The organism is Rhodococcus sp. YH1 (genome assembly GCF_009939605.1).
Classification (GTDB): Bacteria; Actinomycetota; Actinomycetes; order Mycobacteriales; family Mycobacteriaceae; genus Rhodococcus; species Rhodococcus aetherivorans.
In genome coordinates this window covers 19,232-42,006 of sequence record NZ_WVTE01000174.1, presented here as the reverse complement: position 1 = coordinate 42,006, position 22,775 = coordinate 19,232, and the positions used below count along the sequence as shown (strand labels likewise).

The following is a 22,775-nucleotide window of genomic DNA, read 5'->3' as shown; positions in this document are numbered from 1 at the left end:
ATGACCGACAACACCGAACTCGACCGCCTGCGCGCCGAGGTGGACCGGCTCACGCGGCGCGTCGACCGCCTCGACCGCGAGCTCGCCGCCCACCGGCAGGTCGCCGACGCGATCCGGCGCGCGCAGTTCTGGGACTTCACCCCCTACGAACTCGTCCCGGACGGCAGCTGGATCGCCGTCGACCGCGCCGACGCCGTCGCCCTGCTGCGCGCCCTCGCCGCCACCGACCACTGGCGACCGTGGACACACACTCTGGAACCCCGAGGTGCCGTATGAAACCCCTGCTCGTCGTCGCCCACGTCGACGACCCCGACCTGACCGTCCTCAGCGACGTCGTGCGCGATCACGGCGTCCCGATCCGGATCGTCCGCCCCTTCCGCGGCGACGTGCTGCCCGCGCCGGACGAGGCCGCCGCGGTGATCTGCCTGGGTGGTAAGGAGTCCGCCGACGACCCGCACGACTACCTGCTGCGCGAACGGGACTTCCTGCGCACCGCCGCGGCCGGCGACGTGCCCACGCTCGGGATCTGCCTCGGCTCCCAACTGCTCGCCCTCGCGCTCGGCGGCACGGCGGTGCGCGGCAGCGACCGTGCCGAGGTCGGCTTCGTCGACGTCACCGCCTGCGGGGCGGGGCTGGATCACCCCGTCGATTTCACCGGCACCCGGTTCTCCTTCCACTGGGACACCTTCCAGCTGCCGCCCGACGTGACCGTCCTGGCCCGGTCCCGGGACTTCGTGCAGGCCTTCGCGTTCCGCTCCGCCATCGGGGTGCAGTACCACCCCGAGAGCTCCGTCGACGGCATCGCCGGGCTCATGGCCGGCGAGCCGGACAAGGTCCGCGCCGCCGGCGCCGACCCCGACGAAATCCGTTACAAAGCACCGGAGTTCGCTGATCCCTCCCGTGATCACCTCGCCGACCTCGTCGAGCACCTGCTCGCCCCGGCGCTGTGCCCGAGTCCCGGAGCCGGTCATGAACACTGACGCCGACCTGCTCATCCTCGGTGCCGGCCCCACCGGCCTGTACGCCGCCTACTACGCCCGCATCCGCGGCCTGCGCACCCTCGTCGTCGACGCGCTGCCCGAGCTCGGCGGCCAGGTCGCCGCGCTCTACCCGGAGAAGGAGATCTACGACGTCGCCGGCCTGCCCGCGGTGAAGGGCAAGGACCTCGTCCGGCAGCTCGTCGAGCAGGCCGGCGACGACGTCGAGTACTTCCTCGGCCGGCAGGCCGTGGACCTCGATCGCGACGGCGACGCGCTCACCGTCCGCACCGACGACGACGAGCGCATCCGCACCCGCGCCGTCCTCGTCGCCGGCGGCATCGGGTCCTTCCGGCCCCGGCCCCTCGACGCCGCCGACAGGTACGCCGGGCGCGGCGCCGCGTACTTCGTCACCGACCTCGGCGACTACCGCGACCGCGACGTCGTGGTCGTCGGCGGCGGGGACTCGGCCCTCGACTGGGCGCTCGCCCTCCATCCGATCGCCGGGTCCGTCACCCTCGTGCACCGCCGCGACCGCTTCCGCGCGCACGCCGCGTCGGTGGACGAACTGCGCCGCCGCGGCGCGACCATCCACACCAACGCCGAGGTCACCGCCGCACACGGCACCGACAGTCTCGAACTCGTCGAGGTCCTGCGCCACGAGCACGGCGACACCGTGCGGCTGCCGGCGCAGAAGCTGATCGCCGCGCTCGGCTTCACCGCCCAGCTCGGGCCGTTGCGCACCTGGGGCCTCGAACTCCACGGTCAGCACATCGTGGTCGGCCGCGACATGGCCACCAACGTCCCCGGCGTCTACGCCGCCGGCGACATCGCCGAGTACCCCGGCAAGGTGCGGCTGATGTCCGTCGGCTTCGGTGAGGCCGCGACCGCCGTCAACCACATCGCGCACCGCATCGACGACGATGCGCCGCTGTTCCCCGGCCACTCCACCGACGCCGGCCCCGTCCCGAGCTGACGCACCCCCAGGAGGAACCGTGCCGTACTTCATCGGAGAACCCTGCACCGACGTCATGGACAAGTCGTGCATGGAGGAATGCCCCGTCGACGCCATCTACGAGGGCGCCCGCAAGCTCTACATCCACCCGTTCGAATGCGTCGACTGCGGTGCCTGCCAATCGGTGTGCCCGATGGAGGCCATCTCGAACGACCGCCGGGTGGACGAGACCACCCGCATCCATCTCGAGGACAACGCCGTCTTCTTCAGTTCGGTGCTGCCCGGGCGCGACGTCCCGCTCGGCTCCCCGGGCGGGGCGGTGCACACCGGCCCGATCGGGGTCGACACCCCGCTCGTCGTGGCACGCGACTGACCCCACGAACCCACCCCTCACGGAGGACCGCATGTCCACTTCAGCCAAGTTCGTCGCCCGCCACGCCCTGTACGACGCCGCGCAGCAGGAGGCCGCCGACCGCGCCCGGAACCTTCTCGCGGAGAAGGGTATCGAGATGGTCCGCCTGGCCTGGCCGGATCAGCACGGCCTGATCCGCGGCAAGACGATGACCGTCGACAGCTACCTGGCGGCGCTCGAGTCCGGCACCGAGATCACCATGGCGCCGTTCTTCTTCGACACCGCCAACGCCATCGTCTTCAACCCGTTCAGCCCCGGCGGCGGGTTCGACATGCCCGAGCTGTCCGGCAGCCCGAACCTCACCATGGTTCCGGACCCCACCACCTTCCGGGTGCTGCCGTGGGCGCCGGACACCGGCTGGGTGCTGTGCGACCTGTACTTCCGCGACGGCAGCCCCTTCCCGTTCTCCCCCCGCAGCATCCTGCGCAACACCCTCGCCCAGCTCGAAAGCGCCGGCTACCACCTGATCACCGGCCTCGAGGTCGAGTGGTATCTCACCCGCGTCCTCGACGACAAGCTCGTCACCGGCTCCCTCGGTGCCCCCGGGATGCCCGCCGACCCGCCGGAGGTCGCGGCCGTCGCCCGCGGCTACAACTACCTCCTCGAATCGCATCTCGACGAGATCGACGACGTGCTGCGCCCGGTGCGACAGGCCGTCACCGCGCTCGGGCTGCCGCTGCGCTCGATCGACGACGAGTGGGCGCCGAGCCAGGTCGAGACCACCTTCGACGTGCTCGAGGGCATGGCCGCCGCGGATTCGATGCTGCTGTTCCGCTCCGCCGTCAAGCAGATCTGCCGCCGCGGTGGCTACCTCGCCTCCTTCATGTCCACCCCGGGCATCCCCGGCTTCTACGCCAGCGGCTGGCACCTGCACACCTCCCTGGTCGACACCGTCACCGGCGAGAACGTCATGGTGCCGGGGGAGGGGGAGCTGCTGTCCGACATCGGCCGGCACTACGTCGGCGGCACCCTGGCCCACGCCGCCGCCGCGTCGCCGTTCATGACGCCCACGATCAACGGGTACCGCCGCCGTCGCCCGTACTCCCTGGCCCCGGACCGGCTGACGTGGGGCCTGGACAACCGGGCCGCGATGATGCGCGTCATCAGCGCCCCCGGTGACAAGGCCTCACATGTCGAGAACCGCGTCGGCGAGCCCGCCGCCAACCCGTACCTGTACATCGCGGCGCAGGCCGCCGCGGGGCTCGACGGCATCAAGAACAAGACCGAGCCGGGTGCCCCGTCGGTGGATCCGTACGCCGCCGACGTTCCGCACCTGCCCACGAGCCTGAAGGAAGGGCTCGCGGCCCTGGGGGCGAGCCGGTTCTACCGGGAGGCGTTCGGCGACCGGTTCGTCGACTACCTCGTCACCATGAAGTCCAGCGAGGTCTCGCGCTACGAAGCGCACCTGGCCGAGCAGCCCGACCCGCAGGGCTACGCCGAGACCGTCACCGAGTGGGAACACCGCGAGTACTTCGAACTCTTCTGACCACCGCTCCACCCACCGGCACAAGGGATGACCGCCATGAGAAGAATCTCCGTGATCGGGGCCGGCCAGGCCGGAACCCTCCTGTCGATGGCCCTGCAGGCCAACGGCTTCCAAGTAGCCCTCTACACCGACAAGACCGCCGAGGAGATCCTGCACGAGACCTCCCCGACCGGCACCGCGGCCCTGTTCCACCGCTCGGTCGCCACCGAGCTGCGGCTCGGCTGCCCCGGCTACGACGACAAGGGCGTGCCGATGGACGCCCTGCACGTGTGCTTCAGTCCGAAGATCGGGCAGGAGCTGGTGCACTTCGGCTCCGCGCTCGGCGACGCCGCCGGCGGTGCCGTGGACGTGCGCCGCAAGTCGTACGACCGGATGGTGCGCCTGGCCGAACTCGGCGGCAACATCGTCGTGACATCGGTGCAGCCCGACGACCTCGACGACATCGCCGCCGGCAGCGACCTGACCGTCGTCTCCACCGGCAAGTACGGATTGTCGTCGCTGTTCGCCCGCGACGCGCGGCGCAGCGTCTACGACACCCCGCAGCGCAACCTCGCCATGGTGCTCGTGCGCGGCATCCCCACCGACGGCACCGCCTTCCCCAACCGTGTCGAGGGCTCGACGGGCGTGTGCTTCAACCTCTTCGGCGACGCCGGGGAGATCTTCTGGGTGCCGTTCCTGCACAAGTCCGGCGAGAACGTCTGGTGCCTGGTGTTCGAGGCCAAGCCCGGCGGCCCGTTCGACTGCTGGGCCGACGTCACCACCGTCGAGCAGGCCTTCGCGACCGCCTCGCGCCTGGCCCGCGACTACGCCCCGTGGGACTGGCCGTCGATGCGGAACATGGAGCCGATGCTCGACGACCCGCACTCGTGGCTCAAGGGCCGGGTCACCCCGTCCGTGCGCTCCGGGCTGGGCACCACCCCGGGCGGCCGGCCGATGATGAGCCTCGGCGACACGTCCGTCGCCTACGACCCCGTCGCCGGTCAGGGCGCCGGCTCCGGCATCCGGCAGGCCGGGCACTACTTCGACGCCCTCCTCGCCCGCGGCGACGGACCCTTCGACGCCGAATGGATCACCCGCACCTTCGAAGGCGTCTACGAGGAGCACATCGCCGGCACCTACCGGTTCACCAACCTGCTCCTCGAACCGCTCGGCAAGACACCGCAGCGGGTGCTCACCGCGTGCTTCGCCGACCAGCGCCTCGCCACCCGCTTCGCGCAGGTCTTCGACGCGCCTCCCACCGCCTTCCCGTGGCTCACCGAGCGCGCGGCCGCCGACCGGTGGATCGGCGAGCACACCGGTCGCCGCCCCGGCGCGGTCGTCGCCGCCGGCACCGCGAAGATCCTCGCCGGGCAGGTCCGGAACACGCTGCGCGGCAGCCACTTCCCGCGGGCGGTGAGCGCGTGATCGCCACCCTCGCCGAGCGCGACCGGCGCTGGCGGCTGCTGCACGAGCGGATGGAGCGCGACGGTTACGACGCGTTGCTGTTCGCCGCCGCCGACTACCGCGGCCACAAGGGCGCCCTGCGCTACCTCGCCGACTACAACCTCTCGCACCGCTACGGCTACGCCGTCCTGCACCCCGGCGCCGCGCCCACCCTCGTGCTGCCGAAGAACCTCGAGGGCGGCCGCCGGCCCCGCACCGGCTGGATCGACGACTACGTCTACGCCGAGAAACTCTCCGAGGCGCTCGTCAAGACCCTCACCCGGGGTGCGGCACCGGCCCGCGTCGGCATCGTCGGCATGGGGCAGGTCATGAAGGTCGAGGACTACCTGCACCTCACCGAGGAGCTGCCCGGCACCGTGTTCGAGGACGCGAGTGCGATGTTCGAGCAGGTCCGCGCCGTGAAGACGGCCGCCGAGATCCGTGGCGCCGAGGAGTCCGCGTACATCGCCGACCGCTGCTTCGAACGGCTGCTCGAGATCGCCCGCCCCGGCACGACCGAACGCGCCGTCGCCGCCGAGATGTACCGCGTCGCCTACTCGCTCGGCGCCGAGGACCCGCTGTTCCTCACCATGTACGCCGACGACGAGCCGACCGGCCCGTGCCCGACGTTCGGGGCCCCCGGCGGCCGGGAACTCACCGCCCACGACGTGTTCACCTTCAGCTACGAACTCGTCGGGCCCGCCGGCTACTGGATGGAACTGTCCCGCATGGTCACCTTCGCCCCGCCCACGCCGGAGGTGCAGCGCCTCGCCGACGCGGTGTGCTCCGGCATGGCCGCCGGAAGCGCCGCCCTGCGCCCCGGCACCACGATGTCCGGTGTGCAGCGCGACGTCATCGCCGCGATCGAGCAGCACGGGGTCAGGTCGTCCTACTGGTCCGGCCACGGCGTCGGCCTCGACGTGCTCGAGGAGCCGTGGGTGGGCCTGGAGATGGTGCAGGACAACGAGAACCACGAGGCCGTCACCGCCACCGCCGAGGGCATGGTGATCGCCCTGCACCCCATGCTGTGGGACGCCGACTCCGGCGCCATGGGCTACATGGCCGACACCTGCGTCGTCGAGGCCGGGCGCACCCGCACCCTGTCCAAGTTTCCGACCGAGCTGTACCGGGTCTGAGAGAGGTAGAGCAATCATGACCACCCTGGAACGCCCCACCGCCGGCACGGCGGGCGGCACCGCCATCGACCCGATCCTCGCGTCGGTGCTGCAGCGGCGCGTCGACGCCATCGCCAAGGAGATGGCGACGATGCTGATGCGCTCGTCCCGCTCGCCGATCTTCAACGAGATCGGCGACCTGGTGACGGTGCTGTTCGACAAGCACGGCCGCACCCTCGCCCAGGCCGAGTTCGCCGCCATCATCGCCTTCGGCGCCCAGCCGCCACTCGAATACATCATCGACTACTTCGGCGACGACATCGCCGAGGGCGACGTCATCCTCCACAACGACGTCTACACCGGCGGCAACCAGAACGCCGACACCGGCGTCTACCTGCCCATCTTCCACGAGGGCGAACTCGTCGGCTGGGCCGCCGCCAAGGGCCACATGGCCGACATCGGCGGCATGACCATCGGCGGCTACAACCCCAGCGCCACCGAGATCTGGCAGGAGGCCCTGCGCATCCCGCCCGTGAAGATCATGGCCGGGGGAGTGCTGCGCAAGGACGTGTGGGACTTCGTCGGCGCCAACATCCGCATCGACTTCGTCATGGAGGACATCAAGTCCATGGTCGGCGCGTGCACCGTGGGCTCGCGCCGCCTCGTCGAACTGCTCGGCCGCTACGGCCGCGGCACCTTCGACGCCCACATGGACTACATCCTCGACAGCTCCGAGAAGCAGGTCCGGGCCGAGATCGGCCGCTGGCCCGACGGGGTGTACCACGGCGAGAGCTGGATGATCTCCGACGGCCTCGACCCCACTCGCCGCTACAAGGTCGCCTGCGACATCACCGTCTCCGGCGACGAGGTCACCTTCGACTTCTCCCGCACCGACGATCAGGCCCCCGGCATCACCAACATGCCGCCCGCCTCCGCGATGGGCGCCGTGCGCATCGCGTTCCTCATGCTCGTCGCCGCCGGCGGCATCAACATCCCCACCAACGACGGCCTGTTCCGGCCCGTGCACACCGTGTTCCGGCCCGGCTCGCTGCTCAACCCGCACTTCCCGGCCGCGACCATCTTCGGCAACCAGATGTGCGACGAGGTCGTCGACGCCATCATGTCGGCCCTCGCCGACGCCCTGCCGGACCGCGTCACCGCAGGGTGGAACAAATTCATCTGCACCGCCCTCAACGGCACCGACCCGCGCACCGAACAGCCGTTCGTGACCCTCACCGTGTTCCAGCGCAACGGCCCCGGCGCCATGAAGGGCACCGACGGGTGGGACGCGCTCGGCTTCACCGGCACCGCCGGGCAGATGCGCTCCCCGGACCCGGAGATGTTCGAGCTGTCGAGCCCGCACTTCCTCGAATATCACGAGTACCTACCGGATTCGGCCGGCGCCGGCCAGTGGCGCGGCGGCCTCGGCACCCGCTCGGCGTGGCGCTGCTACGGCGACTCCGAAATCGGCGTCACCATCGGCGAATCCGTCGAATCCGAGGGCGGCGCCCCCGGAGCCGGCCTGTTCGGCGGCGGCCCCTCCGGCATGAACCGCATGACCGTCGAATACCCCGACGGCACCACCCACGAGTGGGGGTCGAAGGAACTCGTCGAGCTCCCGTCCGGCTCGGTGGTCCGCTCCGTCAGCGGCGGCGGCGCCGGCTACGGCGACCCGCTGCTGCGGCCCGCCGACCTCGTCGCCGACGAGGTCCGCAACGAACTGCTCTCCGCGGAACAGGCCCGCATCCGCTACGGCGTCGTCGTCGACGCCGCCACCCGCACCCTCGACGCCGAGGCAACCGCTCAGCTGCGCAACACCCGGAAAGGCGGACAGTGACCATGTCGGCAACACCCAGCATCCGCATCGGAGTCGACGTCGGTGGCACCTTCACCGACTTCCTCGTCGTCCACGAGGACGGCACCCGGCTCGTGCACAAGACCAGCTCCATCCCCTCCGACCCGTCCACCGCGGTCGTCAAGGGCCTGACCGAGATCGCCGAGCGGCGCGGGGAGACCCTCACCGGCCTGCTCGCGCAGGTCCACACCATCGTGCACGGCACCACCGTCACCACCAACGCCCTGCTCACCCGCACCGGCGCCAAGACCGGCCTGCTCACCACCGAGGGCTTCCGCGACGTGCTGCAGATGCGCGACGGCACCCGCGAGGACGCCTACGACAACCGGCTCACGCCGCCGGCGCCGCTCGTGCCCCGGGCGCTGCGCCGGCCCGTCGGCGGCCGCCTCGACCACGAGGGCACCGAGGTCACCCCGCTCGCCACCGACGACGTGCGTGCCGCCGCCGAACTGTTCCGGCGCGAGGGCGTCGAGGCCGTGGCGGTGTCGTTCATGCACTCGCACGCCGGCGACGAGCACGAACGACAGGCCGCCGACATCCTCGCCGCCGAGCTGCCCGGCGTGTACCTGACCCGCTCGAGCGAGCTGCTGCCGCAGGTGCGCTACTACGACCGCACCAGCACCGCCGTGCTCAATTCCTATGCGGGACCGATCATCACGCGCTACCTTCGGGTGCTCACCGAGGCGCTCGACGCGGCGGGATTCACCGGCATCCTGCTGCTCATGCAGTCCAACGGCGGCGTCGCCACCCCCGACGAGCTGGCCCGCCGTGCCGCCCTGTCGCTGCTGTCCGGCCCGGCGTCCGGGCCCACCGCCGGCCTGCTCGAGGTCGCCCCGCACGGCTGGGACCGCTGCCTGACCGTCGACATGGGCGGCACCAGCTTCGACGCCGCCGTCGTCAACGACGGCCGGCCGCTCGTGATGACCGACGGGCAGATCGACCGCGGCCGCATCGCCCTGCCCATGGTCGACATCCACACCATCGGCGCCGGCGGCGGCAGCATCGCCTACGTCGACGAGGGCGGCCTGCTGCGCGTCGGCCCCGAGAGCGCCGGCGCCGTCCCCGGACCCGCCTGCTACGGCCGCGGCGGCACCCGCGCCACCGTCACCGACGCCGACGTCGTCCTCGGCTACGTCGACCCCGCGAGCTTCCTCGGCGGCGACATCCCCCTCGACCGGCAGGCCTCGATCGAGGCGATCCGCCGCGACGTCGCCGAACCCCTCGGCATCTCCGTCGAGGAGGCCGCCGCCGGCATCTACGACGTCGTCAACGTCGGCATGGCCGCCGGTGTCCGGGAGATCACCGTCCGCCGCGGTCTCGACGCCCGCGACTTCCCGATCGTCGTCGCCGGGGGAGCCGGGCCCGTCCACGCCGCCGCCATCGCCCGCGAACTCGAGATCCCCGTGCTCGTCACCCCGCGCGAGTCGTCGATCTTCTGCGCCGCCGGCATGCTCGTGTGCGACTTCCAGCACGACTTCGTGCAGAGCCACAAGGCCGAACTCGCCGCCCTCGACACCGGAGAACTCCTCGGGATCTGGCACGACATGGCCATGCGCGGCCGCAAGATCCTCGCCGAGGAAGGCGTCGCCGACACCGAGGTGACCCTGCAACCCTCGCTGGACATGCGCTACCGCGGCCAGTGGTACGAGATCAACGTGCCGCTCGACCCGTCGTCCCTCGACGGCGTCGACCTCGCCGACGTCGCCGAGCGGTTCCACGCCATGCACGACACCCTGTTCGGCTACCGCTCCCCGGACATGCCGATCGACGTGCTCAACATCCGGCTCAGCGTCGTCGGCACCACCCCCAAGCCGCGCCTCGACAGCGCCGTCGTGCCCACCGGCGACGGCACCGGGCGGATCGGCACCCGCCCGATCTGGTCGGTGCTGCACCGGACGATGGTCGAGGCCGCGGTGTGCGACGGGCACGGCCTCGGCGTGGGCGCACACTTGGAGGGGCCGGCGATCATCGAACTGGGCACCAGCAGCGTCGTGGTGCCCGACGAGTTCGCCGTCGAGGTCGACGACCGCGGGTCGTTCGTCCTCCGCTACCGGCCGGCGGCGTCCTGAACGCCGGGCGGGTTGCCGATACGAGAGTGGAGGCCGCCGCACGGGCGGCCGAGGAGGTGCAGGGGGCCATGGACATCGAGTTCCCGTTCGACGGTGACGACGACGATCGCACCGTCGCGACCGATCTCGCCGACGTCGCCGAGTCCCTCCTCGCCGTCGACACGGTCGAGGCGATCCAGGACCTGTGCATGGACCTCGTCCCGCGGGTGCTGCCGTCCCGGGCCTTCGGCATCTACCTGTTCGGCGACTCGCCCGGCCGCACCCCGCTGGCCGCCGCGGAGGGCGTCAGCGAACGCTTCCTGACGCTGTACGAGGAACTCGGCCGCCACCAGGACCCCGTGCTGCGCACGCTCGAGCAACGCCGCCGCCCCACCCACAGCAGCCGGCTGATGAGCGAGAACACGTGGACCGAGTCCCCGTTCTTCCGCGACGTGGCCCGCCTGCACGACATGCGGATGGTGCTCGAGGCGCCCATCATCGAACGCGGCCACGTCGTCGGCACCCTCAACTTCGCCGACAACGACCGGCTCGCGCTGGCGTCGCCCGCGGAGATCGCCGTCGCCGGCGCCCTGGGCCGTCTCGTGGGTGTCGCGGTCACCGAGGTGGCCCGGCGGGAGGCGGCCCGCGCCGTGCAGGACGACCTGTGGGCCGCGCTCGACCTGTCGAGCGAGGCCACGGTCATCCTCGATCTCGCCACCGGGCAACGCCAGGTCAACGCCGCCGCGCGGGCCCTGCTCGGCCGGGTCGGCATCAGCGAGCCCACGCTCTGGCTGACCGGGCTCATCGAAGCCGGCGGGCCCGGCCGCGACGCCGACGCCGGCATGCGGCAGACGTTCGTCCTGGACGTGCGCCTCGACGGGGTGTCCCGGCACCTGCAGGTGCAGAGCTGCGTCACCGACCGGGGCGGCGCCCGCCGCGTCGTGGCACTGCTCGAGCTGTTGCCCGCCGCACCGGGCGTCGCCGCGCTGCCCGACCACCTCGCCTCGCAGCTCTCCGCCCGCGAACGCGAGATCGCCGCCCTCGCCGTCGCGGGCCTGCAGGACCAGCAGATCGCCGAGAAGCTCTTCCTCAGCCGCTACACCGTCAAGCAGTACCTCAAGACCACCTACCGCAAGCTCGGGATCCGATCCCGGCTCGAGCTCACCCGCGCCGCCCTCACCGGCGAACCCGCCGACGACGGACCGCGCCCCACGACCCCGGAGCAGCCATGACCACCACCGCCCCCACTGCCGTCGTCACCGGCGGCGCCACCATGATCGGCGCGGCCGTCGCCGAAGCCCTCGCCAAGGACGGCTGGTCCGTCGCGATCGTCGACGTCGATCCCGCCGGCGGAGCCGTCGCCGACCGGCTGGGCGAGCAGGCGAGCTTCCACCGCACCGACCTCACCGACGACGAAGCCCTCGCCGGCACCGTCGCCGCGATCGCCGACCGTCACGGCGGCATCGACCACCTCGTCAACCTCGCCTGCGTCTACCGCGACAACGGGCCCGCCTCCACCCGCTCCGACTGGCTCGCCACCCTCGACGTCAACGTCGTCAGCGCCGCCGTCCTCACCGGGCTCGCGCTGCCGTGGCTGCGCCGCTCCGACCGGGCCGCCGTCGTCAACTTCACCTCCACCTCCGCGCGCGTCGCGCAGGCCGGGCGCTGGACGTACCCCGTCAGCAAGGCCGCCATGGTCCAGCTCACCCGCAACATGGCCCTCGACCTCGCCGCCGACGGCATCCGCGTCAACTCCGTCTCGCCCGGCTGGACCTGGTCCAACGCCATCGACCAGCTCTCCGGCGGGGACCGCGTCAAGGCCGACCGGGTGGCCGCGCCGCTGCACCTGCTCGGCCGCACCGGCGACCCGGCGGAGGTGGCTGCCGTGGTGCGGTTCCTGCTCTCGCCCGAGGCGTCGTTCGTCACCGGAGCCGACTACGCCGTCGACGGCGGCTACACCGCCATGGGCCCCGAACGGGCCGATCAGCTCATGGCCGAACTCGCCGGACAGGAGTGACGCCATGACCACCCACGGACTCGATCTCCGCGACCTGCGCAACGCCTTCGGTCAGTTCGCCACCGGCGTCACCGTCATCACCGCGCGCGGTGCCGGCGCCCGGCGGGCCGGCATCACCGCGAACTCGTTGACCTCCCTGTCGCTCGATCCGCCCCTGCTGCTGTTCTGCCTCGCCAACCGGGCGCCCAGCTATGAAACGTTCTGCACCGCCGAGTATTTCGCAGTCCACGTGCTGGGGGTCGAGCAGCAGGGGCTGTCGCAGCGGTTCTCCCGGCCCGCCGAGGACAAGTTCGCCGGGCTGCCGGTCGACGAGGGGCCCGGCGGGGTGCCGCTGCTCGGCGGATGCCTCGCCCGGTTCGTGTGCACCCGCGAAAATGCTTACGTGGAGGGCGATCACACCATCTTCGTCGGCCGGGTGCGGGAGTACGAACGGGGAGAGGACGAGCCGCTGCTGTTCCACGCCGGCAGCTACCGGCTCGCGGCACCCCGGGAGGCCGTGCCCGGGTGCGTCGCCCGCTCGCCGGCCGCTCGGTAGGGCCGTCAGCCGCGCCGCCTGCCGCACCCGACGGCCGGGCGCGCGTCCATCACTACCGCCACGCCCTGGTCGGACTGTCGTCGACGTCGACGAGCAGGTGGTTCCCCGGGTCTCGGAAGATTCGGTGCCGGAACATCACTCGAATCATCGCCACCGGAACGCCCCTTCCTGTCCTACTCGCCGGCTTCGATGATCGTCCGGAGGGTGGTGAGTTGCTCGGGGGTGATCCCCGTCGGTTGCATGACCGCGTTCCATCCGTCGACGTACCCGGAGGTGTATTTGTGGCCGTGGCCGCCCGGGACACCGGTGGAGAACGGCAGGTCCGCGGTGACCTGCCAGAACGTCACGAACGGCATCCAGAACATCTCCTCGAGCACATCCTGTCCGGGTGGCTGACCGATCCAGTCCGGTTCGCCGAGGATCAGATTCGGGCTCCACCAGACGATCGGGTCGGACGGATGCATCAGGTACAGGACCCGACTGCCGTCCCAGGGCGTGTCCGCAGGAGGAATCTCCGTCCGGGGATCGTTGGTGAACCGCACCGTGCGTCCGTTCTGGTAGACCGGCTCGATCTCCGGGCTGCCCGGGGCACGCCGATCGCTGAATTCCCGGAACAGGGTGTTGAAGTTCGGGGGGCCGACGAACAGCGTCCCCGAGGTGCGGTTGCGCAGATCGTATTCGCCGCTGAAGGCGGTCTCGCCGCCGAACGAGCCGAGGCTCTCTCCGGCGACGAACAGCCGGGGGCGGTTGTCCTGTGGCAGTTTCGACCACACGTCGTAGACCGCGTCGAACAGATCGCGACCGGCTTGCCGGGCCTTCGACTGATCGACCAGATAGGAGATCCACGACGGCAGGTACGAGTACTGGAGCGCCACGGTCGCCGCGTCGCCACCGGTGAGATACTCGAACGAATCCACCAGCGCCGGGTCCACCCACCCGCTTCCCGTGGTGGTGATCACCAGCAGGTTCCCCCGCTGGAAACCTCCGGCACGGCTGAGGTCCTCGACCGCCGACGCCGCCCGGGATTCGGAGTCGTCGGCCGACGCCAGTCCGGCATAGGTCCGGATCGGCTCCAGGGCCGGGCGTTGGGCGAACTGTGTGAGCTCCTCCGTGGAGGGGCCGGAGCCGATGAAGCTGCGCCCCTGCCACCCCAACGACTCCCACGGCACCACCGATCCCGGTCCGCCCGAACGCAGGCCGGTCGTGGGCTGCTGTATGCCCTCCGGGGTCATGGTGTCCCGCACCGAGAACGCCGAGTTGGCGACACCGACGAGGCCACCGAGCAGCACACCCGACACGACCGCATAGACGAGCCAGGCGACCGCGAGCCACCCGACCACGGTCGCCGCGCGATGTCCGATCCACCGGTTGAGCAGAGCGGCCAGCCAGCGATACAAGCCCCGGACGCCGCGCCCGACCGCCAGGAGGAGACCGAACATCACTGCAGCCACGACGGGGGAGAGGACCACGAGCGCGACGTTGTACTCGGTGACCCCCATCAACACGCGGATCTCGTGCTGCCAGTACTGACCGATGGCGAAGGAGCCGACGAAAAGCACCGCCGCGGCGACGAGGAAGACCAGCCAGGAGCCGCGCCGCGGACGTCGAGGGCCTCGGTCGGCGAATGCGCGCCACACGAACGCCGCGAACACCCCCAACCCGTAGCCGATCGCGGCAGTAATGCCACAGATCATGCCCTGGAGCAGGCCTCCGCGTGGTAGCAGCGACGGCGTGAACGACAAGCAGGCGAAGATCAGTGCGCCCCAGCACCCCGGAAGGGTGACGTACAGCAGCTTCCGGCGGCCCACGGTCTCGGGCGACCGGCTCTCGTCGTCTCCTGCCGCGGCCTCCACGGTCGCGGTGCGATGTCCGGAGCCGGGAAGACCTGCACCGGTGGTCGCCGTGTCGGGCGCGCTCGGCGCCGAATCGTCCTGGGCCCCGGTTCCCTGTGGTGCCATTGCTGTCCGCCTATGTGCGACCGGTCCGGGACGAGCGAGAAGCATTCCCGATTTCGCGCCAGGCCGACTTCTCGATCAGCAGGGGAACGAAGGTCCGGATCTCCTCCTCGCCCTGGTCAGTAGTAGTCGGCTCGCGGGTTCCAGGTCGAGATCGCCCAGATCACCACCACGTCGAGCGCGATGATCAGGATCGACCACCACGGGTAGTACGGGAGCCACAGGAAGTTCGCGAGGATCGACAGCGCAGCGATGACAATTGCCGACACTCGTGCCCACGTCGCGCCGCTGATCAGGGCGATGCCCACGACCACCATCACCACGCCGAAGACGATGTGGACCCACCCCCAGGTGGTGAGGTCGAATTTGAAGGTGTACTCCTGGCCCTGGACGAACACCTCGTCCTCGGCCACCGCCGCAATCCCCTGGAAGAACTGCAGGATGCCGATCGTGGCCATGATGACCGCGGCCCCGATCGACGTCCCCGCGGCGATGCCCTGTTTGACGGACATGCCTTCCTGATCGGCACGCACGTTCTGAGACATGATGCTCCCCTTCCGAGGCGGGACTGGTATCGCCCAGTGTGCGCTTCGGCTCTGTTTCTCTGCAGTGGCTTTGGGCCTTTCTCCCGTTTCGAAGCGGTCACGAGACCGGCATGCGCCGGGGGCGGGTCGGTGTCCCGATACCACATGTGCAAAAACTGATGCGGGTTGCCGCGCGCGGACTATCGTCGAACAGGTGGTGGGGTGGTGCGCCCGCCGAACACTGGTTCCGTCGCTGAAACGAGGCTCCTGGTGACCGATTCCGACATCGACGAGATGGGTCCGGTCGACTATCTCGTCATCGAGTTTCCTGCCGATCGCCCTCCCGACGGGTCGGCGCTACCGCTCCTGCGCGACCTCGTCGAGCGCGGCATCATCCGCGTGCTGGACCTGGCGTTCGTCCGCAAGGACCCCGACGGCTCCGTCGCCGGCATCGACATCGCCGAGGTCGGGCTCGAGGGCGAGATCGACGTGACCCTGTTCGCGGAGGCCGCCTCGGGTCTGCTCGACGACACCGACTTCGAGGAAGCCGGAGCCGCGCTCGAGCCGGGCTGCTCGGCAGCCGTCCTGGTCTACGAGAACACCTGGGCCGCGCCCTTCGCGCGGGCACTGCGTCGCAACGGCGCCCAGCTCGTCGCGTCGGGCCGCATCCCGGTGCAGAGCATCCTGTCGTCTCTGGACGCCCTTGGATCTGAAAGCTGAAGTAGAACAGAGCAATTCGAATCGACATACCATTCGAGTACCCGAGGAGTGCACCATGCCCGGACTGCTTCGCGGAGTCGCCCGTACCGCCGTGGTGGCCGGAACCGCCACCGCCGTGTCCAACCGGGTGTCCCGGCGGCAGGGCCAGCGGTGGGCGGCGCAGGAGCAGGCTCCATACGACCGCGATGCGCAGTACCCGCCCGAACCTGCCCCGGCGCCGACCGCCCCGGCGGCCCCGGGAGGGACGGACCGGATCGCCGCATTGAAGGACCTCGCCGAGCTGAAAACACAAGGCGTGCTCACCGAGGCCGAGTTCGAGGCCGAGAAGGCCCGGATCCTGGCGTCCTGACCCCTCCGCTCGATCGGCACGCCCGCCGGCCGTCGCCGGCGGGCGGCCGGTCAGCGAGGGCGACGCCGCGGCGCAGCAGCGGGCTCAGCCGCGCCGCCTGCCCCACTCGATCGCCGGGCACGCGTCCATCACCATCGCCACGCCCTGCTCGGTGGTGCGCCGGAACGCGTCCTCGTCGATCACGCCGAGCTGGAACCACACTCCCTTCGCGCCGATCGCGACGGCCTGGTCGGCGAACTCGCCCGCCGACTCCGACCGGCGGAACACGTCGACCACCTCGACCGGGAACGGGACGTCGGCGAGGGACGCGTAGCCCTGCTCGCCGAGCACCGTCGGCGCGTTCGGATGAATGGGGACGATCCGCTTGCCGCGCTCCTGCAACAGGCGCGCGATCCGATACGCGGTCCGGCCGGGATTGCCGGACAGCCCGACCACCGCCCAGGTGTCGCAGTCGTCGAGCATCAGGTTCACAGCCTTCGGGTCCTGCCAGGACGTGCTCATGGCAGCAAAATTACCCCTCGTCGGCGCGGGGCGGACGTCGTCGCGGCACCCGGTCCGACCCACCGAAGGCCGACTCGTCCGGTCACCGCCGAACCCCTGCCCGTACTCTGGAGTACAGAAACTCGAGTCGTGCCGCGTTGGACCCGTCGCAACACAGCTCACCGATGCGTACGGGGCGCAGCACAGAAATGGACGCAGTCGAGTGCAAGATACGGCCGGTCGAGGCATCCAAGCCTTCATTTCCGAGGTCATCCAGCGCGGGGGCCGCGCCGAGCGGCTCGAGCACCTGCCGCGCAACCCGGTCCAGGTGTGGGGCGTCGACGGGAACAGCTGCATCGTGCGCGTCCGCGCCAAGATCGACGGGGACTGGCAGGCGCGACGGCAGGACGCCCTGCCGGACGCCGACGACACGGGCTCGCAGTTCTGGGTCTTCGTGGACCTGGGGAGCACCCCGGTGACGTACTTCGTGCTGCCGTCCGACGAGGTCGCGGCGGGGATCGCCGCCGAGGTCGACATCTGGATGGCCGATGCGCGCGGCCGGACCCGCACCGGAAGCCATGCCATCCCGCTCAGCAGCGTCGCCCACGGCAAGGACCGCTGGGACCTGCTCGGCCTGACGCCGGCCAAGGACACCACCCGCTACACCGACGACGACGCGGCCGAGGCCGAGCAGGAGCGGCTCGCCCGCAACCGCGCGCGCAAGGCGAGCGCCTCGGGCAAGGCACGCGGGGCAGCCGAACCCGAGGTCGCCGAGGACCCGCGGCTGCCGGTGCTCGCCGACTGGGACGGCTACCGGGTGAAGGGGCGGTTCGACCCCGCCACCGGCGTCCTCGAGATCACGGCCGGTCCGATGGAGGGCCGACGGTTTCCCGATCCGACCACCGCCGCCGTCGCCGTCGCCAGTTACCTCAGCGGTGACGTCGAATCGTGCGACGGCGGCATGTTCTGGCGCCTCGACCAGCCGGAATCCACGCCGTTGGGGGCGCATCTCGCCTGACGGCACCCGAGGTTTCCGCCCTGTTCGCCGTCGCGTCGACTCCGGGGTGCCCAAGGGCAACCCGAACCCGTTCGACTATGGTCATACTCGACGTGTGCCCCTGAGCACGTCGGCGAACGGAAGTGAGAGATCATGGGCAGCCCTCGTGGGGCCGAGCGAATAGCCGAATACCCGAGGCCCTCGCACACCCTGCTGCACATCACCGACACCCACCTGGTCGGCGGAGACGAACTGCTCTACGGGACGGTCGACGCCGACGCCCGGGTGCGGCAGATTCTCGCCGACATCCGCGCGTCCCAGGTACAGCCGGACGCGCTCGTGTTCACCGGCGACCTCGCCGACCGCGGCCAGCCCGACGCCTACTCGAAGCTGCGCGGCCTCGTCGAGCCCGTCGCGCAGGCACTCGGCGCGCAGATCGTGTGGGCCATGGGCAACCACGACGACCGCGCCACCTTCCGCGAACTGCTGCTGGATCAAGCGCCGTCCACCGGCCCGATCGACCGCGTATACGACGTCAACGGCCTGCGCATCATCACCCTCGACACCTCGGTGCCCGGCTTCCACCACGGCGAGATCTCGCAGGAACAGCTGAACTGGCTGGCGCAGGAACTCGAGACGTCGGCGCGCTTCGGCACCATCCTCGCCATGCACCACCCGCCGGTGCCCAGCGTGTTCGACCAGGCCGTGCTCGTCGAGCTGCGCGACCAGGCCGGCCTCGCCGAGGTGCTGCGCGGCACCGACGTGCGCACCATCCTCGCCGGGCACCTGCACTACACCACGACCGCGACCTTCGCCGACATCCCCGTCTCCGTGGCCTCCTCGACGTGCTACACCCAGGACCTCAACGTTCCGGCCGGGTGCCAGCGCGGCCACGACGGTGCCCAGGGCTTCAATCTCGTGCACGTCTACCCGGACACCATCGTCCACTCCGTGGTGCCGACCGGCAGCTACATCACCACCGGCCGGCCGTCCACCGCGGAGGACGCGGCGCAGCGTCTCGCCGAGGCCGGGAGCCGCATTCCCGAGAACCCGGACGTCACCGTCCGCGTCTAGGCGCGCGCCGCACGTTCCCCCGACAGGCCGAGGGCGATATCCACGATCATGTCCTCCTGCCCGCCGACGAGCGCGCGCCGCCCGACCTCGAGCAGGAGGGTGCGCACGTCGATGCCGTAACGCTCGGACGCTGCTTCCGCGTGGCGGAGGAACGAGGAGTACACGCCGGCGTAGCCGAGGGTGAGGGTCTCGCGGTCCACCCGGACCGGCCGATCCTGAAGCGGCCGGACCAGGTCGTCGGCGGCGTCCTGCAGCGCGAACAGGTCGCTGCCGTGGGTCCAGCCCTGCAGGTCGGCGACGGCGACGAACGCCTCGAGCGGGCAGTTGCCGGCCCCGGCGCCGTGTCCGGCCAGGGAGGCATCGACGCGAGTGACACCTTCCTCGACGGCGACCACGGAGTTCGCCACCGACAACGACAGATTCTCGTGGGCGTGGATACCGATCTCGGTGCCCGGGTCGAGCACGTTCCGGTAGGCCCGAACCCGTTCGCGTACCCCGTCCATGGTCAGACGACCGCCGGAGTCGGTCACGTAGACGCAGTGCGCGCCGTAGGACTCCATCAACTTCGCCTGTCGCGCCAGTTCGGCGGGCGGTGCCATGTGGCTCATCATGAGGAATCCGGAGACGTCCATGCCCAGCTCGCGGGCCGTGGCGATGTGCTGGGCCGAGACGTCCGCCTCGGTGCAGTGCGTGGCCACGCGCACCGAGCGGACCCCGAGCCGGTAGGCGTGCTCGAGTTCGCGGATCGTGCCGATCCCGGGCAGGAGCAGGGTGGTGAGGCGCGCCCGGGACACGTTCGCGGCCGCGGCCTCGATCCACTCCCAGTCGGTGTGGCTGCCCGGTCCGTAGTTGAGGCTGCCCCCGGCCAGTCCGTCGCCGTGGGCGACCTCGATGGCGTCGACACCGGCCGCGTCCAGCGCGGCCACGATACGGCCCACGTCGTCCGGGGTGATGCGGTGCCGAACGGCGTGCATCCCGTCCCGGAGCGTGACGTCCTGGATGAACAGTTCGGTCGTCATCGGGTGGTCTCCAGTTCTGCCGCGCGCGCGGTGTCCGTCTCGGCGGCGGCCTCCGCGAACCGCAGGGCGGCCGAGGTCATGATGTCGAGGTTGCCCGCGTACGCGGGCAGATAGTGGGCGGCACCCTCGACCTCGAGGAATACCGACACCTGGTGGGTGGGTGTGGCCGGGGCGCCGTCGGCGAGCAGGGTATGCACCGGTTGCCCCTGCGGAACCGGGGTGATCTGCACCCGCTGCTTGAGCCGGTAGCCCGGCACGTAGGCGGCGACGTCGGCGACCATCCGCTCGATCGACTCCCGGACGGCGTCGTGCACGACTGCGCTCGGCTCGGAGATCAGGCAGAACACGGTGTCCCGCATGATCAGTGGCGGCTCGGCAGGGTTCAGGACGATCACCGCCTTGCCCCGGGCCGCGCCGCCGACCGACTCGATCGCGTGCGCCGTCGTCTCGGTGAACTCGTCGATGTTCGCGCGGGTGCCGGGTCCGGCGGACTTCGACGCGATGGATGCGACGATCTCGGCGTAGGCGACGGGCGTGACGCGCGAGACCGCCGCCACGACGGGGATGGTTGCCTGCCCACCGCAGGTGACCATGTTGACGTTCGGGGCGTGCCGGTGTGCGTCGAGGTTGACGGCCGGAACGACGAAGGGGCCGATCGCTGCGGGCGTGAGGTCGATCAGCCGCTTGCCGTAGGGTTCGAGCGCCCGGGCGTTTGCCCGGTGCGCCCGTGCCGACGTCGCGTCGAACACGAAGCCGATCTCGTCGAAGTTCGGCAGGCCGATCAGACCCGCCACGCCGTCGGCGGTGGTGGGGACACCCAGCCGGCGGGCGCGGGCCAGGCCGTCCGACTCCGGGTCGATGCCGACCATGGCGCCCATCTCGAGATTGGTCGAGTTCCGGATCACCTTGATCATCAGGTCGGTGCCGATGTTGCCGGAGCCGATGACGGCCACCTGTGTTCTGCGGGTGCTCATGTGTGGTCCTCCTCGGTGAAGGTCGCGGTCACCGAACCGAGTCCGGTGATGTCCGCGGTGACGGTGGAGCCGGGGTGGACGGGCGCCATCGGCCCGAGGGCCCCGGACAGGACGATCTGCCCGGCGCGGAGCGGTTCACCGAACCGGCGGGCGGTGTCGGCGAGCCACGCCAGGGCCCGCAGCGGGTCGCCCAGGCAGGCCGCGCCGTTCCCGGTGGACACCGCCGCGCCGTCGACACGCATCGCCATCTCGGTGTCGACCGGTTCGAACTCGTCGAGCCCGCGGCGCCGGGTGCCGAGGACGAACAGCCCGGACGAGGCATTGTCGGCGACCGTGTCCCCGAAGGTGATGTCCCAGCCTGCGATCCGGCTGTCGACGATCTCGAGGGCGGCGACGGCGTAGTCGACGCTGTCGCGGATGCGCCGGTCGTCGAGCGGGCCGTCGGCGAGGTCCTGCCCGAGCACGAAGGCGATCTCCGCCTCGACCTTCGGTTGCAGCAGGCGGTGGAAGGGCACGGGTTCGTCCTCGGTGTACTGCATGTCGTCGAACAGGACACCGAAGTCGGGCCGGTCCACGCCGAGTTGCCGCTGGACCGCCGGTGACGTGAGCCCGATCTTGCGACCGACCACACGAGCGCCGGCGGCCGTGCGTGCCGCGTTCAGTTTCGTCTGGACCGCGTAGGCGCGCTCGATATCGGAGCTGCCGATGAGGTCACGCACCGGCGGGCACGGTGAGTGGGTGCGCACCGCGTGGTCGATCCGGACGAAGGCCGCGTGTACAGCCGGATCGTCCGTCGCGGCGCCGCCGGCGGAGGGCGGAGCCGGCATGCGGTCGGTTCCTGGGGAGGGGGTCATGGCGGTCCCGGAAGGTCGAAGGGAATTGGTCTGCCCACTGTCGCCGGGCGAGCCGGCATCCGGCCAGGAAAGTGTTCGACTCAGTGGAACGTACAGTGGCGGGTGACCCGAATCGCCAGGTCACCGGACGAAAGGGTGAATGCGGTGCACACTCCCAGCGACGTGCAGATCGACCCGAACACCGTGCTCGGCAAGGTCGTCACCGTGCTGTATGCGTTCACCGTCGACGACCACGGGCTCAGCCTCGCGGAACTCGGCCGGCGCACCGGCATCCCCAAGGGCACCCTGCACCGGCTGGTCTCCGACCTCGTCAAGGTGCGCCTTCTCGACCGCACCCAGGCCGGCTACCGGCTGAGCGGGCAACTGTTCGAACTCGGAATGCGGGCGTCCACCGAACGCAGCTTGATCGAGGTCGCAACCCCGTTCATGGAGGACCTGTACGAGCGGACGCACGAGACGGTGCACCTCGGCATCCTCGAGGGCACCGAAGTGGTCTACATCTCCAAGATTGGGGGACACCGGCAGGCCCGCTCCCCGTCCCGTCTCGGTGGCCGAATGCCGCTGCACTGCACGGCCATCGGAAAGGCCCTCCTCGCATACTCCGATCCGGAGATCATCGAGAGGGTGCTCGCCGGGCCACTCGAACGGCGCACACCGAAGACGCTGTCCGGGCCCGGACTGCTGCGCGCACAGCTCGAACGCATCGTCGACGAGGGGGTCGCGTACGAACGCGAGGAATCCGCGATGGGCATCACCTGCGTCGCCGCGCCGGTACTCGACCCCGACGACCGGCCGATCGCGGCCCTCAGTGTCACCGGTCCCGTGGCCCGCTTCCATCCCGAGCGGCACGCCACGTCGGTGCGCGCGGCCGCGGCCGGCGTCGCCGCCACCCTCGCGCGCCGCGCGCGGATGTCGGAGCCGGAATGAGACGGGGCCGCACCGTGCCCGGCGGCCGGCCCGGCAGTTCCGGCAGGGAACCCCGGTCCGTCGCGGAGGCGGACGAATCG

23 protein-coding genes are annotated in these 22,775 nt (G+C 70.8%); 17 read left to right on the top strand and 6 right to left on the bottom strand.

From position 1 onward, the window contains the following. The 12 genes from AIIKEEIJ_RS13955 (at position 1) to AIIKEEIJ_RS13900 (ending at position 12,822) form a co-directional block, all read left to right on the top strand. On the top strand, positions 1 to 276 hold the full coding sequence (locus tag AIIKEEIJ_RS13955; RefSeq protein WP_029542639.1) for a hypothetical protein: 276 nt from the start codon (positions 1 to 3) through the stop codon (positions 274 to 276). Then, positions 273 to 980: a glutamine amidotransferase-related protein gene (locus AIIKEEIJ_RS13950; RefSeq protein WP_161995902.1), complete on the top strand. Its 708-nt coding sequence runs from the start codon at positions 273 to 275 to the stop codon at positions 978 to 980. Before AIIKEEIJ_RS13955 ends, AIIKEEIJ_RS13950 begins: the two co-directional genes overlap by 4 nt. Next, positions 970 to 1,953 (top strand): FAD-dependent oxidoreductase, encoded by a 984-nt coding sequence (locus AIIKEEIJ_RS13945; protein ID WP_161995901.1) that lies wholly within the window; start codon positions 970 to 972, stop codon positions 1,951 to 1,953. The genes AIIKEEIJ_RS13950 and AIIKEEIJ_RS13945 overlap by 11 nt, the downstream gene beginning before the upstream one ends. A 19-nt stretch (positions 1,954 to 1,972) precedes the next feature. Continuing rightward, entirely contained in the window at positions 1,973 to 2,305 is a 333-nt protein-coding gene (fdxA, locus tag AIIKEEIJ_RS13940; RefSeq protein ID WP_161995900.1) for a ferredoxin, read from the top strand. 31 nt (positions 2,306 to 2,336) lie between these two features. Then, positions 2,337 to 3,830, top strand: coding sequence for a glutamine synthetase family protein (locus AIIKEEIJ_RS13935; RefSeq protein ID WP_043800073.1), 1,494 nt, complete (start codon positions 2,337 to 2,339; stop codon positions 3,828 to 3,830). 36 nt (positions 3,831 to 3,866) lie between these two features. Continuing rightward, positions 3,867 to 5,234, top strand: coding sequence for a styrene monooxygenase/indole monooxygenase family protein (locus AIIKEEIJ_RS13930; RefSeq protein WP_161995899.1), 1,368 nt, complete (start codon positions 3,867 to 3,869; stop codon positions 5,232 to 5,234). Then, positions 5,231 to 6,388: a M24 family metallopeptidase gene (locus AIIKEEIJ_RS13925; RefSeq protein ID WP_161995898.1), complete on the top strand. Its 1,158-nt coding sequence runs from the start codon at positions 5,231 to 5,233 to the stop codon at positions 6,386 to 6,388. The genes AIIKEEIJ_RS13930 and AIIKEEIJ_RS13925 overlap by 4 nt, the downstream gene beginning before the upstream one ends. 16 nt (positions 6,389 to 6,404) lie before the next feature. Then, complete coding sequence (locus AIIKEEIJ_RS13920) at positions 6,405 to 8,204, top strand: hydantoinase B/oxoprolinase family protein (protein ID WP_065922788.1); 1,800 nt, start codon at positions 6,405 to 6,407, stop codon at positions 8,202 to 8,204. Positions 8,205 to 8,206: 2 nt separating this feature from the next. Further along, complete coding sequence (locus AIIKEEIJ_RS13915) at positions 8,207 to 10,291, top strand: hydantoinase/oxoprolinase family protein (RefSeq protein ID WP_202917016.1); 2,085 nt, start codon at positions 8,207 to 8,209, stop codon at positions 10,289 to 10,291. Positions 10,292 to 10,359: 68 nt separating this feature from the next. Then, on the top strand, positions 10,360 to 11,502 hold the full coding sequence (locus AIIKEEIJ_RS13910; protein WP_139310991.1) for a LuxR C-terminal-related transcriptional regulator: 1,143 nt from the start codon (positions 10,360 to 10,362) through the stop codon (positions 11,500 to 11,502). Beyond that, positions 11,499 to 12,287, top strand: a complete 789-nt coding sequence (locus AIIKEEIJ_RS13905) for an SDR family oxidoreductase (RefSeq protein ID WP_006933109.1) — start codon at positions 11,499 to 11,501, stop codon at positions 12,285 to 12,287. The genes AIIKEEIJ_RS13910 and AIIKEEIJ_RS13905 overlap by 4 nt, the downstream gene beginning before the upstream one ends. Before the next feature lie 4 nt (positions 12,288 to 12,291). Continuing rightward, the gene (locus tag AIIKEEIJ_RS13900) at positions 12,292 to 12,822 is read left to right on the top strand and encodes a flavin reductase family protein (RefSeq protein WP_006933107.1); all 531 of its coding nucleotides are present in this window, start codon (positions 12,292 to 12,294) and stop codon (positions 12,820 to 12,822) included. Between the two features lie 173 nt (positions 12,823 to 12,995). Here the strand turns inward: AIIKEEIJ_RS13900 and AIIKEEIJ_RS13895 are convergent, their stop codons facing one another. Then, positions 12,996 to 14,780: an alpha/beta-hydrolase family protein gene (locus tag AIIKEEIJ_RS13895; protein WP_238406354.1), complete on the bottom strand. Its 1,785-nt coding sequence runs from the start codon at positions 14,778 to 14,780 to the stop codon at positions 12,996 to 12,998. Positions 14,781 to 14,896: 116 nt separating this feature from the next. Next, positions 14,897 to 15,322 carry a DUF7144 family membrane protein gene (locus tag AIIKEEIJ_RS13890; protein ID WP_006933103.1) on the bottom strand — a complete coding sequence of 142 codons (426 nt, stop codon included), beginning with the start codon at positions 15,320 to 15,322 and terminating at the stop codon, positions 14,897 to 14,899. Positions 15,323 to 15,571: 249 nt separating this feature from the next. On the opposite strand from AIIKEEIJ_RS13890, the gene AIIKEEIJ_RS13885 reads away from it, so the two are divergent. Both AIIKEEIJ_RS13885 and AIIKEEIJ_RS13880 read left to right on the top strand, forming a co-directional pair. Further along, positions 15,572 to 16,021 (top strand): DUF6325 family protein, encoded by a 450-nt coding sequence (locus AIIKEEIJ_RS13885; RefSeq protein WP_140188452.1) that lies wholly within the window; start codon positions 15,572 to 15,574, stop codon positions 16,019 to 16,021. A gap of 55 nt (positions 16,022 to 16,076) precedes the next feature. Beyond that, positions 16,077 to 16,370 carry an SHOCT domain-containing protein gene (locus AIIKEEIJ_RS13880; protein WP_161995896.1) on the top strand — a complete coding sequence of 98 codons (294 nt, stop codon included), beginning with the start codon at positions 16,077 to 16,079 and terminating at the stop codon, positions 16,368 to 16,370. Between the two features lie 84 nt (positions 16,371 to 16,454). Here AIIKEEIJ_RS13880 and AIIKEEIJ_RS13875 read toward each other — a convergent pair whose 3' ends face one another. Next, on the bottom strand, positions 16,455 to 16,871 hold the full coding sequence (locus AIIKEEIJ_RS13875) for a CoA-binding protein (RefSeq protein ID WP_029542672.1): 417 nt from the start codon (positions 16,869 to 16,871) through the stop codon (positions 16,455 to 16,457). Positions 16,872 to 17,073: 202 nt separating this feature from the next. Here AIIKEEIJ_RS13875 and AIIKEEIJ_RS13870 point away from each other — a divergent pair, with 202 nt between their 5' ends. Together AIIKEEIJ_RS13870 and AIIKEEIJ_RS13865 are read left to right on the top strand one after the other, a co-directional pair. Further along, positions 17,074 to 17,868 (top strand): hypothetical protein, encoded by a 795-nt coding sequence (locus tag AIIKEEIJ_RS13870; protein WP_006933093.1) that lies wholly within the window; start codon positions 17,074 to 17,076, stop codon positions 17,866 to 17,868. 132 nt (positions 17,869 to 18,000) lie between these two features. Then, positions 18,001 to 18,921, top strand: a complete 921-nt coding sequence (locus AIIKEEIJ_RS13865) for a metallophosphoesterase (protein WP_161995895.1) — start codon at positions 18,001 to 18,003, stop codon at positions 18,919 to 18,921. On the opposite strand, the gene dmpG is transcribed toward AIIKEEIJ_RS13865, so the two are convergent. Genes dmpG through AIIKEEIJ_RS13850 form a run of 3 tightly spaced genes read right to left on the bottom strand, consistent with a single transcriptional unit; the run spans position 18,918 to position 21,741 of the window. After that, the gene (dmpG, locus tag AIIKEEIJ_RS13860; RefSeq protein ID WP_161995894.1) at positions 18,918 to 19,940 is read right to left on the bottom strand and encodes a 4-hydroxy-2-oxovalerate aldolase; all 1,023 of its coding nucleotides are present in this window, start codon (positions 19,938 to 19,940) and stop codon (positions 18,918 to 18,920) included. The two genes, AIIKEEIJ_RS13865 and dmpG, sit on opposite strands and share 4 nt — an antisense overlap. Further along, positions 19,937 to 20,914, bottom strand: a complete 978-nt coding sequence (locus tag AIIKEEIJ_RS13855) for an acetaldehyde dehydrogenase (acetylating) (protein WP_161995893.1) — start codon at positions 20,912 to 20,914, stop codon at positions 19,937 to 19,939. Before AIIKEEIJ_RS13855 ends, dmpG begins: the two co-directional genes overlap by 4 nt. After that, complete coding sequence (locus AIIKEEIJ_RS13850; RefSeq protein ID WP_161995892.1) at positions 20,911 to 21,741, bottom strand: fumarylacetoacetate hydrolase family protein; 831 nt, start codon at positions 21,739 to 21,741, stop codon at positions 20,911 to 20,913. The genes AIIKEEIJ_RS13855 and AIIKEEIJ_RS13850 overlap by 4 nt, the downstream gene beginning before the upstream one ends. 162 nt (positions 21,742 to 21,903) lie before the next feature. Here AIIKEEIJ_RS13850 and AIIKEEIJ_RS13845 point away from each other — a divergent pair, with 162 nt between their 5' ends. Continuing rightward, positions 21,904 to 22,695, top strand: a complete 792-nt coding sequence (locus AIIKEEIJ_RS13845; protein WP_170914062.1) for an IclR family transcriptional regulator — start codon at positions 21,904 to 21,906, stop codon at positions 22,693 to 22,695. Positions 22,696 to 22,775 lie beyond the last annotated feature (80 nt).